Origin of the sequence: Kribbella alba (genome assembly GCF_039529635.1) — a bacterium.
Classification (GTDB): domain Bacteria; phylum Actinomycetota; class Actinomycetes; order Propionibacteriales; family Kribbellaceae; genus Kribbella; species Kribbella alba.
Map to the genome: position 1 here is coordinate 455,002 of NZ_BAAANE010000002.1, position 13,506 is coordinate 468,507.

The 13,506-nt window shown below is 67.9% G+C and carries 13 protein-coding genes; 3 read left to right on the forward strand and 10 right to left on the reverse strand.

Annotated features, from left to right (window positions below; translation table 11 throughout):
• The first annotated feature begins 67 nt into the window (after positions 1 to 67).
• Positions 68 to 757, forward strand: coding sequence for a DUF4386 domain-containing protein (locus ABD210_RS04065; protein WP_344108845.1), 690 nt, complete (start codon positions 68 to 70; stop codon positions 755 to 757).
• A gap of 180 nt (positions 758 to 937) precedes the next feature.
• Here ABD210_RS04065 and argG read toward each other — a convergent pair whose 3' ends face one another.
• From argG to ABD210_RS04095, 6 genes are all read right to left on the reverse strand, one after another.
• Positions 938 to 2,356, reverse strand: coding sequence for an argininosuccinate synthase (gene argG / locus ABD210_RS04070; RefSeq protein WP_344108847.1), 1,419 nt, complete (start codon positions 2,354 to 2,356; stop codon positions 938 to 940).
• Between the two features lie 368 nt (positions 2,357 to 2,724).
• Positions 2,725 to 3,576: a chitosanase gene (locus ABD210_RS04075; RefSeq protein WP_344108849.1), complete on the reverse strand. Its 852-nt coding sequence runs from the start codon at positions 3,574 to 3,576 to the stop codon at positions 2,725 to 2,727.
• A 133-nt stretch (positions 3,577 to 3,709) separates the two neighbouring features.
• On the reverse strand, positions 3,710 to 4,582 hold the full coding sequence (locus ABD210_RS04080; protein WP_344108851.1) for a diacylglycerol/lipid kinase family protein: 873 nt from the start codon (positions 4,580 to 4,582) through the stop codon (positions 3,710 to 3,712).
• A 1-nt stretch (position 4,583) separates the two neighbouring features.
• Entirely contained in the window at positions 4,584 to 5,339 is a 756-nt protein-coding gene (gene tatC, locus ABD210_RS04085; protein ID WP_344108854.1) for a twin-arginine translocase subunit TatC, read from the reverse strand.
• A gap of 76 nt (positions 5,340 to 5,415) precedes the next feature.
• On the reverse strand, positions 5,416 to 5,724 hold the full coding sequence (locus tag ABD210_RS04090) for a twin-arginine translocase TatA/TatE family subunit (RefSeq protein WP_344108856.1): 309 nt from the start codon (positions 5,722 to 5,724) through the stop codon (positions 5,416 to 5,418).
• Between the two features lie 66 nt (positions 5,725 to 5,790).
• Complete coding sequence (locus ABD210_RS04095; RefSeq protein WP_344108858.1) at positions 5,791 to 5,976, reverse strand: hypothetical protein; 186 nt, start codon at positions 5,974 to 5,976, stop codon at positions 5,791 to 5,793.
• Positions 5,977 to 6,064: 88 nt separating this feature from the next.
• Here ABD210_RS04095 and ABD210_RS04100 point away from each other — a divergent pair, with 88 nt between their 5' ends.
• A complete protein-coding gene (locus ABD210_RS04100) occupies positions 6,065 to 7,282 on the forward strand; it encodes a winged helix DNA-binding domain-containing protein (protein WP_344108860.1) in 1,218 nt (405 codons plus the stop codon).
• A gap of 97 nt (positions 7,283 to 7,379) precedes the next feature.
• Here the strand turns inward: ABD210_RS04100 and ABD210_RS04105 are convergent, their stop codons facing one another.
• Together ABD210_RS04105 and ABD210_RS04110 are read right to left on the reverse strand one after the other, a co-directional pair.
• Positions 7,380 to 8,357: a helix-turn-helix transcriptional regulator gene (locus ABD210_RS04105; protein WP_344108864.1), complete on the reverse strand. Its 978-nt coding sequence runs from the start codon at positions 8,355 to 8,357 to the stop codon at positions 7,380 to 7,382.
• A gap of 64 nt (positions 8,358 to 8,421) precedes the next feature.
• A complete protein-coding gene (locus tag ABD210_RS04110; RefSeq protein ID WP_344108868.1) occupies positions 8,422 to 9,384 on the reverse strand; it encodes a helix-turn-helix transcriptional regulator in 963 nt (320 codons plus the stop codon).
• Between the two features lie 103 nt (positions 9,385 to 9,487).
• Here ABD210_RS04110 and ABD210_RS04115 point away from each other — a divergent pair, with 103 nt between their 5' ends.
• On the forward strand, positions 9,488 to 10,585 hold the full coding sequence (locus ABD210_RS04115; RefSeq protein WP_344108870.1) for a DUF3866 family protein: 1,098 nt from the start codon (positions 9,488 to 9,490) through the stop codon (positions 10,583 to 10,585).
• A gap of 243 nt (positions 10,586 to 10,828) precedes the next feature.
• Here the strand turns inward: ABD210_RS04115 and ABD210_RS04120 are convergent, their stop codons facing one another.
• Both ABD210_RS04120 and pafA read right to left on the reverse strand, forming a co-directional pair.
• On the reverse strand, positions 10,829 to 11,800 hold the full coding sequence (locus tag ABD210_RS04120) for an FKBP-type peptidyl-prolyl cis-trans isomerase (protein ID WP_344108872.1): 972 nt from the start codon (positions 11,798 to 11,800) through the stop codon (positions 10,829 to 10,831).
• A gap of 212 nt (positions 11,801 to 12,012) precedes the next feature.
• Positions 12,013 to 13,374 carry a Pup--protein ligase gene (gene pafA / locus ABD210_RS04125; RefSeq protein ID WP_344108874.1) on the reverse strand — a complete coding sequence of 454 codons (1,362 nt, stop codon included), beginning with the start codon at positions 13,372 to 13,374 and terminating at the stop codon, positions 12,013 to 12,015.
• Between the last annotated feature and the right edge of the window lie 132 nt (positions 13,375 to 13,506).

Genomic DNA, 13,506 nt, shown 5'->3' on the forward strand with positions numbered 1-13,506 from the left:
CGAGGCGTCGGAGCGGCGGGTCCCCGCGGCGGTTCAGGCAGCTGGGTCAAGGCTCAGCATCTCTCGGGTGGCAGGCGGTTTGTTCATCGCCTCCACGTTGGCCTTCACGGTCGCGGCGACGATTTTGTCGATGACGTTCAACTGGCCTGACATTCTGCGCGAGCCGGCGAACGTGGTGTTGCCGGAGTTCGCAGCCGGTGGGGCGAGTCTGGTGTGGACCTGGTTCGCGGTCGCCTGGACCTACGCGGTACTGGCGGTGCCGATCCTGCTGCTCCCCGCCGCGTTGGCTCGACGGGGCGACGCCGCACTGCGGGTAGCCACCTACCTAGGCGCTGCCTCGGTCCTGTTGGCGCTGATCGGATTCCTACGCTGGGTGTTCGTAGTACCGGCGTTGGCCGACTCCTACCTGAGCGGTGGCGACAGCACCCGTACTGCGGTCGCCGCGGCCTGGACTGCGCAACACCAGTACGGCGGTGCGCTGCTGGGCGAACACCTCGGACAGCTTCTCGCCATCGGCTGGTCGGTCACGGTGAGCATCGTCATCCTGCGCGCCCGGGTGCTGCCCGCCTGGGCCGGTTGGCTGGGCCTGGTCGCCAGCGCGTTCTACCTGACCAACCAGGGCGACATCCTCGCCACCGCGGTCTCCGGCTTCCCCGTCTGGGACCTGGGCGGTCTCGTCGGAAGCTACCTCTGGGCGTTGTGGTTGATCGCGATCGGCGTACTGCTTCTGCGGAGGCAGCCTGACCGGGCCTACTGATCCACTGACCGCGCGCGACACCGAGAAGGAGCACGGACATGGAGCAAAGCCAGAGCGGGCGGAGCTCGGCGTCCACCCCACCCCCATCGACCAAGCCCTGGAGCACACCCTCGCGACCTACCGCTGATTGTCGGTGGCCGGCCATAGCGTCCGACTAGCTGGAACCGCCAGTCCGGTCGATCAGTCGGTGCCAAACTCCATCGCGGCACGGTCCAGGGCGTCGGCCTCGTCGTCGGGGGCCTCGCCGCGAGCTGCGATCGCGTCGGCGCCGCCGGCCGGCATCGCTCCGATCAGCTCGCTGTGGGCAGGGCCGATGAGGCCCAGTCCGACGTACTCCTCGAGCCTGGCCCGGGAGTCCGCGATGTCGAGGTTACGCATGGTCAGCTGACCGATCCGGTCCACCGGGCCGAACGCAGCATCCGACATGCGCTCCATCGACAGCTTGTCCGGGTGATAGCTGAACGACGCCCCAACGGTGTCCATGATCGAGTAGTCCTCGCCGCGCCGCAGCCGCAGCGTCACCTCGCCGCTGACCGCGGAGCCCACCCAGCGCTGGAGCGACTCCCGCAGCATCAGCGCCTGCGGGTCGAACCAGCGGCCCTCATACATCAACCGGCCAAGCCGTCGGCCCTGGGCGTGGTAGTTCGCGATCGTGTCTTCGTTGTGGATCGCGTTGAGCAGCCGCTCGTAGACGATGTGCAGCAGCGCGAGGCCGGGAGCCTCGTAGATGCCGCGGCTCTTCGCCTCGATCACCCGGTTCTCGATCTGGTCGGACATGCCCAGGCCGTGCCGGCCACCGATCGCGTTGGCCTCCTTCACCAGGTCAACGGCCGAGTCGAACTTGACGCCGTTGATGGTGACGGGGCGGCCCTGCTCGAAGCGGATCGAAACGTCCTCAGTGGGAATCTCGACCGCCGGGTCCCAGAACCGGACGCCCATGATCGGGTCGACGATCTCCATACCGTGGTCGAGCTGCTCGAGCACCTTGGCCTCGTGGGTCGCACCCCAGATGTTGGCATCGGTGGAGTAGGCCTTCTCGGTGCTGTCGCGATACGGCAGCCCGTTGGCCACCAGCCACTCCGACATCTCCTTGCGCCCACCGAGCTCGGCGACGAAATCGGCGTCGAGCCAAGGCTTGTAGATCCGTAGCTGAGGGTTGGCGAGCAGCCCGTAGCGGTAGAACCGCTCGATGTCGTTGCCCTTGAACGTCGACCCGTCGCCCCAGATCTGGACGTTGTCCTCGAGCATCGCGCGCACCAGCAAGGTGCCGGTGACCGCCCGCCCCAGCGGGGTGGTGTTGAAGTACGTCCGGCCCGCGGAGCGGATGTGGAACGCGCCGCAGGTGATGGCAGCCAGGCCCTCCTCGACCAGCGCCTCCTTGCAGTCCACGAGCCGCGCGATCTCCGCGCCGTACTCCCCGGCGCGACCGGGCACCGAGTCGATCTCAGGCTCGTCGTACTGCCCGATGTCGGCCGTGTACGTGCAGGGAATAGCGCCCTTGTCGCGCATCCAGGCGACGGCGACGGACGTATCGAGGCCTCCCGAGAAGGCGATCCCGACGCGTTCGCCGGTGGGCAGCTGAGTGAGCACCTTGGACATGGGTTAAGTATGCAGGAGTCCGCATAACTATTCAACTCAAAGCGAGGAATTCGGCCCACCCTGCCAGCGCCCACCGACAACAACCGCTGACGAGGTCTGAGTCAACTCCCGCGTCCTGCCCCTTCTCCCCAGCAATCCAGCTGCCAGGAAGGCAGTACACCCGACATAAGCAGATCGCTTCTGCTTATGTCTTCCCCGCCAGCTCTGTCGGCGTCCAGGAGCTGCGGACCACGATCAGGTGCTCACCGAACCAAACGCTGACGCGATGAGTAGAAGTGGAGGCAATGGCCCGATCTCGTAACTCTCGATCCATCGGCCCCCACACCCCGCAGACCATCGGGATGCGGGGGCCGTCACCAGTTGGGGAATCAGCTGATGTGGAAGCTGTCGCCGTAGACCTTCCAGTCCAAAGGCGTGTTGAGGTTGAGGTTTCCGTTGCGGAGGAAGACGCGTTGGGCTGTGTCGACGCGGCTGGTGTCGCTGTGGGCTTCCTCTTGCTTCATCGCCCACACGCGGGCGTCGAGGAAGGCGTTCAGGTAGGTGGTTTCGTTGCCACCCTGCGACGGCGGCTTGGCCTTCTGCAGTGCGCGATTGCGGATGCCGCCGAAGCTGGTGGAGTCGTTGCCGGGGCCGTGCATCACGATGGCGTCGTAGTAGATGAACTGGCCGAGGGTGCCGATGCCGTCGGACTTGCCCTGGGCTACGGCAGGGTTGAAGTAGACGCGGTCGCGCTCGTCGTTTTGGGCGGTCTTGAACGCGGAGTCCGCCGCTGCTGTCTTCCAGTCCCTGGTGTAGTTCGGGTCGAGGCCGGAGTGCGAGTCGCTGCCGTTCACCCTGCGAAGGGCCGGCAGGTACTTCGCCAGCACGTTGCCCGGCTTGCGGTCCGCGTACAACTGGACCAACTCGAGCATGTCGCCGGTTCCGGAGCAGAAGCCGATGATGCCGGCCGTGTAGCCGCGGCCGTCACCGATGTCCTCGATGTACTTGTACTGCGCCTTCCAGTCCAGCGAGGAGTTCTCCGCGCTGGACACGAGCTTCATCGCGATCTCTTTCTTGGCCGGGTCATCCAGACCAACAGCGGCGATCCTGGCGACCGGGGACCCGCCGTCCTGGTGCTGCTGGTACGGCGAGGCGAACGCGGTCGCCGGGGCGGCGACGACGGTGAACCCGAGCAGGATTCCGGCCACTTTCGTGCCGGACTTCTTGCGACGGTTGAGCATGATCTCTCCTCTTAGGGGCGTCGAGGCTATCTGTTAGGAATCTTTCCTATCAGACATCCTCGATGACGAACAGAGATGGCGGAAATTCATGGCGTAACCGACAAATCTGAACCGATGAGGGCGGCCGAGAGGGTCAGGCGAAGACGGTGAGAGCGCCCGGGGCGATGCCGATGTCGATGGGCAGAGCCCCGAGGATCTCGCCATCGGCGTACGCGGTGACGCCGGTGGATTCCAGGCGGACAGTCCGGCCGCGGAGGGTGTGCATCATCGGGTGGCCGACATGGGTCCCCTTGGACAACTTGGGGAACATCTGCAGCAGGGTCAGGCGCGAGACCGGCTTGATGATCGTCACGTCGAGCAGCCCGTCGTCGATCTCGGCGCCGGCGCAGATCTGCATCCCGCCGCCGTACGTCGCGCCGGTGCCGACCGCGACCAGCATTGCCCGGGTCTCGATCACCTCACCGTCGACGGTCACGACGTACTGGAGCGGCTTGAACGTGCGGAGTTCCGCCAGCGTCGCCAGGGTGTACCGCGCGTTGCCTTTGGGCCAGGTCATCGCATTCGCGCGCTTGTTCACCAGGGAGTCGAACCCGCCGGCCACCACCGTGGTGATGAACTCGTCCTTCGCGGTGGCGAGATCGACCGACCGGGTGTTGCCGGCGACGATCAGGTCGGCCGCCGCCTGCGGATCCTTGAGCGGTACGCCGATCCCGCGCGCGAAGTCGTTCCCGGTCCCTGCGGGGATCACGCCGAACGGCATACCGGACTTCGCCAGCACCTGCGCGCCCAGGTGGATCGTGCCGTCGCCGCCCACCAGGGCGACCGCGTCCGCGCCGGAGGCGATCACCTCAGCCGAGATCCGGCCGACGTCCTCGGCGCAGGTCGTCTCGTACTGCGTGACGGTGAGGCCCGCGGATTCCAGGCGCTTCGCGACGATCGGGGCAACCCGGGCGCCGAGGCCCCGTCCGGAGGTCGGATTCACCACCAGCGCGACGTGACGCGTCATCTCAGTCGGCCAGCAACTCTTCGGCCCTGCGCGCGCGGCGTTTGTCGGTGAACCGCGAGATCAGCTCGGCGGCGAAGAACAGCAGACACATCGGGATCGCCAGCAGGCACATCGTGAACGGGTCACCCGACGGCGTCGCAACCGCGGCGAACACGAAGATCACCAAGATGATGTACGGCCGGAACTTCGCCAAGGCGGCGGCCGGCACGACGCCGAGCATGTTCAGCAGCACCACGATCAGCGGGAGCAGGAAGGCGACGCCGAAGACCAGCATCGTCCGGATCACGAAGTCCAGGTACGCCGGCAGCTCGATCAGGTTCTGGATGTCCAGCGGGGTGAAGCTGATCAGGATCGCGATGCCCTTCGGCAGCGTCCAGTAGGCCACCGCCATGCCGCCCGCGAACAGCGGAGTCGCGATGGCCGAGAAGACCATCGCCCACTTGCGCTCGCTGCGGTGCAGGCCGGGCGCGATGAACGCCCACAGCTGGTACAGCCAGACCGGTCCGGCCAGCACCAGACCGAACAACGCCGAGATCTTGATCCGGAAGGTCAGCGCGTCGCCGACACCGGGAAAGGTGAGGATCGGCGTCTTGCCGTGCTCGTTCGCCAGCTGGGCCACGCTGGTGTTGAACGGCTGGGTCAGGAACTTGAAGGCGTCGTTGTAGAAGATCCAGCCGAGCACAGTGCCGATCACAATCGCGAGCACGCTGATGAGCAGCCTGTTGCGCAGCTCGGTGATGTGCTCGCGCAGGGTCATCCGACCCTCGTCGTCCTTCGGAAGACGCTCTTTCCGCCGTCCGATCCTCACAAGCGTCACAGGTGGTGCGCGAGGCTCAGTTGGCCGTGTGCGTCGGCGGCAGGCCGTCGCCCGGCGCCTGGCCGTTCACCTGGTTCGGCTGCTGCGCGGGCTGCTGGCTGGGCGCCTGCACCGGAGGGTTGACCTGCTGGGCCGGCTCCTGCACGCCCTGGGTCAGCTCGTCGCCCTTCTTGCGGCCCGGGCCGACCTCTTCCTCCCAGATCTTCTTCGACTTGCCGAGCTGCTTCACCAGGGCCGGCAGCTTGGCCGATCCGAACAGCAGCACGACGATCGCGAGTATGACGAGCCACTCCGCGCCCTGGGGCATACCGAGGAGCGTGACCATGACGATCTCCCTTTCACAAACTTCTGTACTCGTGGCTCAACTGTGAGAACTGGGCCGATACTACGCTCAGTTTCGCGCATCCTGCCCGGCCCGGGCGGACCCGGCCCCGGACTGCGCGGCCTCGAGCTTGGACTGGGCGGCGGCCAACTCACGCGTCAGCGCCTTGCCCTGGCCCCACAGCTTCTTGGCGAGCAGGGCGAGGACCAGAAGCCACACCGCCACCACACCGAGGAAGAGCAGGAACCAGTACATACCCAGGAGCCTATCCGGTTCATCCACCGAGTCACGGCTCCGCGGTCGTCCTGTGGACCAACGGTCGTCGGAACGTAATGGTAAGAACGTGGCACACCAACAACTGGGGGGCGACATGGAGCACATCGGGGTCGAGGAGCGACGGGCCAGGATCGGACGGCGGCACCGGCTGGCACCGTCATGTCAGGCGGCGGATCCGGTGCAGGCGGCCGAGTCGCTCGTCGTGCTGCACGCGACCGACCCAGCCACCGTGCACCTGTCTGTAGCCGCCCGGGTGCCAGGCAGTGACGTCGCAGGCACCGAGCGTGCGCTGTACGACGACCGCCTGCTGATCCGGATGCTCGGCATGCGCCGCACGGTGTTCGTGGCGCCGACCTCCTTCGCGCCGGTGATCCAGGCCGCCTGCACCGACGACATCGCCATCAAGCAGCGCCAGTTGCTGGTGAAACACCTGACCGAGGCGGGGATCGCAGGCGACGCCGAGGCCTCGGGCCTGTGGTTGCGTGCCGTCGAGGAGTCCACGGCGACGGCTCTGACCTTGCGCGGTTCCGCCACGGCCAACGAGCTCTCCGCCGACGAGCCGCGGCTGCGAAGTCGCCTCGCGATGGCAGAGGGCAAGACGTATGCCGCCCAGCCGTATGTCACCAGCAGAGTGCTCTTCCAGCTCGCGGCCGAAGGGCGGATCGTCCGAGGTCGCCCGCTCGGCACCTGGCTCAGCGGCCAGCACCAGTGGTCGCCTGCGGAGAAGTGGCTGCCGGGGGGTCTGGGAATCAAGCCGCCGGCCGACGGCGCCCGGGCGACTCTGGCCCAGGCCTGGCTGAACGCCTTCGGACCGGGAACCGCGGCGGACCTCCAGTGGTGGTCCGGGTGGACGATGGGCCAGACGAGGAAGGCCCTGACCGCGGTCAATGCTGTCGAGGTGGATCTGGACGGTGCGATCGGTTACGTGCTGCCGGGTGACGAGGCCCCCGAGGCCGAGGTGGAGCCGTGGGTGGCCTTCCTGCCCGCGCTGGACCCGACCCCGATGGGCTGGAAGGAGCGCGGCTGGTACCTGGGCGAGCACAAGGCCAAGATCTTCGACAACACCGGCAACGTCGGCCCGACGATCTGGGCGGACGGCCGGATCGTGGGCGGCTGGGGTCAGCCGGACTCGGGTGAGGTCCGCTTCAAGCTGCTGGAGGACGTCGGCGCGGACACCACGGCCGCGATCGAGGCCGAAGCTGCCAAGTGGACCGCCTGGCTCGCCGGCGTCCGGGTCACCCCGCGTTTCCGTTCCCCCTTGGAGAAAGCCCTCTCCCAGAGCTGACAGCCCGTACTGCGAGCCGCCGGCGGCGCGTAGTACCGGGCGCGCCCGGCAGCAGCCCGTACTGCGGTCGTGGGGCGGCGGGAGCGCGCAGTACCGGCTAGAGGGGGTCGTCGTATGCCGACAGGGCCTCGCGGGCGGTGGCGGCGATCTGGTCGCTGAGGTCAGCTGGTTCCAGGACCGTCGCGGAACCACCAAGGCGAAGGATCAAGCGCTGCAGCCAGCTGGTATCGGCGACGCGGAGCTTGACGATCAGGGAACCGCCCGGACCTTCCTCGACCGACTCCGTCGGGTAGTACTCCGCGACCCAGCGAGCAGGCGGGGCCAACTGCAGCGTCGCGAGCAGGTCGCACTCCGACGGCTGGAACATGCCATTCGACAGATCGCGGGGCGTCGCCTGCGCGGGCGGCTCGCTCGGCAGATCCAGCAGCTTGGCGGCGGCGATCCGGTCCAGCCGGAACAGGCGGACGTCCTCGGCCAGGCGGCACCACGCCTCGAGGTAGGTCCGGCCCTCCGACACGACCAGCCGCATCGGGTCCACGTCCCGCTCGGTGGTCTCGTCACGCGACGGCACGTCGTACGTGAGGTGCAGCCGACGTTTGCCGGCCAGAGCCCGGTTCAGCGTCGCGGCGATCTCCGGATCGGCGGGCTCCACGTGCACGTGAGCGGCGGCGTTCGCGCTGGCGGCTGCGCCCTCCCCCGCCGCTGTCTCCAGCTTGGTGATCGCCCGGTCGACCGCGTCCCGGTCCTGCCCGGCTGTGACCTCGCGCAGGGTGCGCAGGGCGGTCAGCAGCGCCAGCGCCTCCTCGGCAGCGAGCCGCAGCGGCCGGGCCAGGTAGTCCGCATTGTTCAGGTGGATGACGCCTTCACCCTCGGCCGCGTCGATGTCGATCTCGATCAGATCGCCCATCTGCGCGCCCGGCAGGCCGCAGAACCACAGGACCTTCAGGTCCGCGATGATCTGCTTCGGCCGGACGCCGAACTCCGCGGCCACGTCGTCCACCCGGGCGCCGTCGTTCTCCCGCAGGTACGGCACCAGAGCGAGCAACCGCTGAACCTGGTCCCGCGCGTTACTCATGCCTGACCTCGCTCCGCGGCGGTCACGCATGAGCAGGGCTCGCTGTAGTTACTGCTTCGCTGGCTCACTGCGGCACCCCAGCGATCGTCCGCAGCCGCCGCAGGACGCCGTCCAGTACGTCGCCGGGCCCTTCCACGACCGCATCGGGTCCGTACGACGCGATCTCCTCCGCCAGCACCTCGGAATCGGCGTACGGCACCTGCAGCAGGTCCCAGCCGTCCTCGTATGGCTCGATCGCGTTCGCACGGCGGCGCAGGCTGACACACGACCCCGTCCGGGCCCGGACCTTCGCCTCGGACGTCGGCCGGGGCGGAGCCAGCTCGGACACGAGCGAGCGGATGTCGGTCCCCTCCGGCACGGTGAACGCGCCGGGCCCGCCGACCGCCTTCACGTTGCCGCCGATCCGGGACAACCGGAACATCCTGGTCGCCTCCCGGTCCCGATCGCGGCCCACGACGTACCACCGGCCGTGCCAGGAGACGATCCCCCACGGCTCGAGGGTGCGCTGGGTCGGCTCGGCGAGCCCGGAGCGGCGATGCTCGAACCGTACGACGGTGCGGCTGACCACCGCGGACCAGAGCGGGTCGAAGGCAGGCTCGGAAGCGCCGACGTGCGGCTCGATCGCGCTCAGCGCGGACTGGTCGGTCTGGATCCCCGCGGCCTTCAGCTTGAGCACAGCCGACGTGGTGGCCTCGGCCAGGCTGGCGTGCTGCCAGACCCTCGCGGCGACGCCGAGCACGGCCGCCTCGTCCGGCTCGAGGTGTACCTCGGGCAGCTCGAACACATCCCGGCGGATCCGGTAGCCCACGTCGTCGGAGAAGAACTTGTCGATGGTGCCCATCTCGATCGGGATGCCGAGGTCGCGCAACTCGTCCTTGTCGCGCTCGAACATCTTCTCGAAGGCGTCGTCGGTCTGTGCCGCGTAGCCCTCGACCACCTCGCGGATCCGCTCCTTGGTCACGTACGTGCGCGCGACCAGCAGGCAGATCACCAAATTGAGCAGCCGCTCACTCTTCCGCGCCGACACCCGACCACCTTACGGGGTCAGGAGTGCATCGTCCTCCCCCCGCGCCGAACACCTGTTCGGACGCGCGCTCGCGTGGCCTGGAGTTGGCTACAGTCACCGTGTGATGCGGTGGCGCGAAGGGGTCGTGAGCGGGCTCGGCCGGGGTTGGCCAGGGGCACAGGAGCTCGCCGTGGTGGTCGGGGACCAGGCGGTGCGCGCCCTGGCGTATCCGGATCTGGTGGGGTCGCCGGTAGTCGGTGACCGCGTGCTCCTCAACGTGGGAGCACTCGACCGCGGGCTCGGGACCGGCGGCTACGCGCTGGTTGTGGCGATCCCGGACCGGTTGCCTGCGGATCCGCCGGAGAACGGCCACCTGGTCAAGGCCCGGTACACGCCGCTGCAGTCGATGGTGCTGGGTGCGGACGAGCAGGACTCGCCGGACCACCACGTGCTGCGCGATGCCGATGAGCTGTTCGGCACGCCGGTCGTGGTGGCAGACCTGCACTCCGCGCTGCCCGCGGTACTGGCTGGGGTGTACGAGGCACGGCCCATTACGCGGGTGGTGTACGTGATGACGGATGGTGGCGCGCTGCCGATGGCGTTCTCGCGGACTGTGCCTGCTCTGAAGGACGCGGGCTGGTTGAGCGGGACGGTGACCGTCGGGCAGGCATACGGCGGCGACCGCGAGGCCGTGACGGTCCACACCGGCCTGCTGACCGCAGTACACGTGCTGGCGGCTGAGCTCGTTGTACTGACGCAGGGGCCCGGCAACCTCGGTACGGGGACTCGCTGGGGGTTCTCCGGCGTTCAGTCGGGCGAAGCCGTCAACGCGATCGGCACCCTCGGCGGACGAGCCGTGGCGTCCCTACGGATCTCCGAGGCAGATCCGCGGCCGCGACACCGCGGCATCTCGCACCACAGCCTCACGGCGTACGGCCGGGTCGCCCTGCAGCCGGCGGACGTCGTCGTACCGGATCTGGCGGGCGACTTCGGGGACCTGGTGCGCGACGCAGCCGAACCCCTCAAGGCCCGGCACAGGGTCGTGCGCGTCTCCGTCGACGGCCTGTACGACGTACTGGGTGCGGCGCCGGTGAAGTTGTCGACGATGGGCCGGGATCTCGACGGCGATCGCGCGTACTTCGAGGCGGCGGCTGCAGCTGGTCGGTACGCGGCCGGGCTGGTGGACATACCTCCACCGGCGTTGGGGTCTCAGTACTCCTGATCCCAACGGCCGGGTGGTTGATCGGCGGCTCCGGCGTAGTCGATGTGACGCCGAGCTTCGTGGCCTTCACAGCGATCCGCAGTGTGCAGGTGATCGCGGTGATCACCGGTGTGGTGCTGATGTTCCGCCTGGAAGCGAACCGTTGGTTCAGCTCTCTCTGAAACCCGCGGTGCCGTTGAAAGAAAGAAGGCGGTCGGTGCCGAAGGCAACTGCCTTCGGCACCCGACCGCCTTGGGGTCTTGCTTACTGCGCCTTCGGCGCCGGGAACGCGTTGAGGATGTCGATCACGGCGAAGGCGTTGACCGGCTTGTTGTTGGCGTCCTTGGAGACCGGGAGCTCAACCAGGACACGGCTTCCGATCGGGATGCCGGCGAGGCCGTCGAGGGCACCGGTCTGGCCGGTCGGGCCGGGGCCGACCTGGAGCTGGTCGGTCGGGGCGCCGGGCTGGGCCGGAGCGGTCGCCGAGGCGGGCTGACCATCCCAGGTGCTTGCCTGCTTCTTGCCGGTGTAGTCGTAGACCACGTAGCGGCCGATCAGCTGGCTGGCCTTCTCGATCGGCTTGCCCTTGCCGGTGGCGATGACGACCGGCTTGCCGGGCTTCGCCGGCGGCTTGGTGCCGGCCGGGACGGTCACCTTCGGCTCGGCGTTCAGCTCACCGGTGACCTTGAACTTGGTGGCCGGCGCGGCGACCGGGTCGGCGTCCAGCTTGGTGTCGTTGGCGGCGGCGCTGACCAGGTCGACGACGAAGATCAGAGTGTCGTCGCCCTTGATGCCGGCCTCGGTGTTGCCCTGCGACTTGTAGCCCTTGTCGGCCGGGATCGAGAGCAGCACGCGGCTGCCGAGCTTCTTGCCGACCAGACCCTCGTCCCAGCCCGAGATGACACCGCCGACGCCGATCGGGAACGACGACGGCGCGCCACGGTCGTAGGAGTTGTCGAAGACCTTGCCGTCACGCCAGATCTGGCCGAGGTAGTTCGCGGTGAGCAGCTCACCCTTCTTGACCTCGGCACCATTGCCCTCGGAGAGCACCTCGGTCACCAGGGAGGTGTCGGGAGCCCCGTCGCGGTGGGTGACGGTCGGCTTCTTGCCGAACGACTCGGTCACCTTGACCCCAGCCTTGCCGAAACCGTCTCCGGCCTTGGAATCGTTGGAGCCACAGGCGGCCAGGGACGCACCCAGCGCCACCACAGCGACCAGACTCAACAGCTTGCGCACGAACGAGCACCTCGAAATCTCATGGCGTGGCCCTGTCTCGGCGGGCCCGCCTGGATGTACGGCCAGATGAACGCGTTCACCCTAGCCTGCGCAGACAAGCACAACCCCAGCAACCTCAGTCACTGTTCGGTCACGTCACGCAGCGTCGCGACTACTCAACCAGGCGACATCCAGCGAGGTCCCAGCAACGTCCCAGCGGACGTACAGCCGGCTCACATGCTCGCGATCAGCTTCTCCACGCGCTCGTCGTGCGACTTGAACGGATCCTTGCACAGCACGGTCCGCTGGGCCTGGTCGTTCAGCTTCAGATGCACCCAGTCGACGGTGAAGTCGCGACGGCGCTCCTGCGCCCGCTTGATGAATTCGCCGCGCAGCCGGGCCCGCGTGGTCTGCGGCGGCACCGACTTCGCCTCGAACACCCGCAGATCGTCGACGACCCGGGTGACCGCGCCCTTGCGCTCGAGCAGGTAGTAGAGCCCTCGCGGCCGGTGGATGTCGTGGTAGGCCAGGTCGAGCTGAGCCACCCGCGGGCTGGCCAGGCCGAGGTTGTTCTGCTGGCGGTAGCGCTCGATCAACCTGTACTTGATCACCCAGTCGATCTCCCGCTCGATGCCGGACAGGTCGCCCGACTCGATCGCCTTCAGGCAGCGCTCCCACAGCGACAACGCGCGCTCGACGGCCGGAGTACCGAGTTCTCTGCGGTCGACGAAGTCGCGGGCCTTGTTGAGGTATTCACCCTGGATGTCCAGCGCGCTGGCCTCGCGGCCGTTGGCCAGCCGGACCTCGCGGCGCCCGGTCATGTCGTGGCTGATCTCACGGATCGCCCGGATCGGGTTGTCCAGCGTCAGGTCGCGCATCACGATGCCGGCCTCGATCATCCGCAGCACCAGATCGGTGCTGGCCACCTTGAGCAGCATGGTGGTCTCGGACATGTTCGAGTCGCCGACGATCACATGCAGCCGGCGGAACCGCTCGGCGTCCGCGTGCGGCTCGTCCCGGGTGTTGATGATCGGGCGGGACCGCGTCGTCGCGCTGGAAACGCCTTCCCAGATGTGCTCGGCACGCTGGCTCACGGAGTACACGGCGCCGCGCGGCGTCTGCAGCACCTTGCCGGCACCGCAGATCAGCTGCCTGGTGACGAGGAACGGGATCAGCACGTCGGCGAGCTTGGCGAAGTCGCCGTGCCGGCTGACCAGGTAGTTCTCGTGGCAGCCGTAGGAGTTGCCGGCCGAGTCCGTGTTGTTCTTGAACAGGTAGACGTCGCCGAAGATGCCCTCGTCGTGCAGGCGTTTCTGCGCGTCGACGAGCAGACCCTCGAGGATCCGCTCACCCGCCTTGTCGTGCGCGATCAGGTCGGTGACCGAGTCGCACTCACCGGTCGCGTACTCCGGGTGGGAGCCCACGTCGAGGTAGAGCCGGGCCCCGTTGCGGAGGAAGACGTTGCTGCTCCGCCCCCAGGACACGACGCGCCGAAACAGGTACCGCGCCACCTCATCGGGGGTCAGTCGGCGCTGACCGCGAAAGGTACACGTGACGCCGTACTCGTTCTCCAGACCGAAGATTCGCCGGTTCACATCACCCACCCTACGGCGCGCCTCCGACATCCGGGACTGATCTCAGGCGCGCCGCCTTCCCGCGTTACGGGTTTGATGTCAACCAACGGCAGTTGAAGAGCTTCCCGTACGCCGTTCCACCCAAGCCCAGGT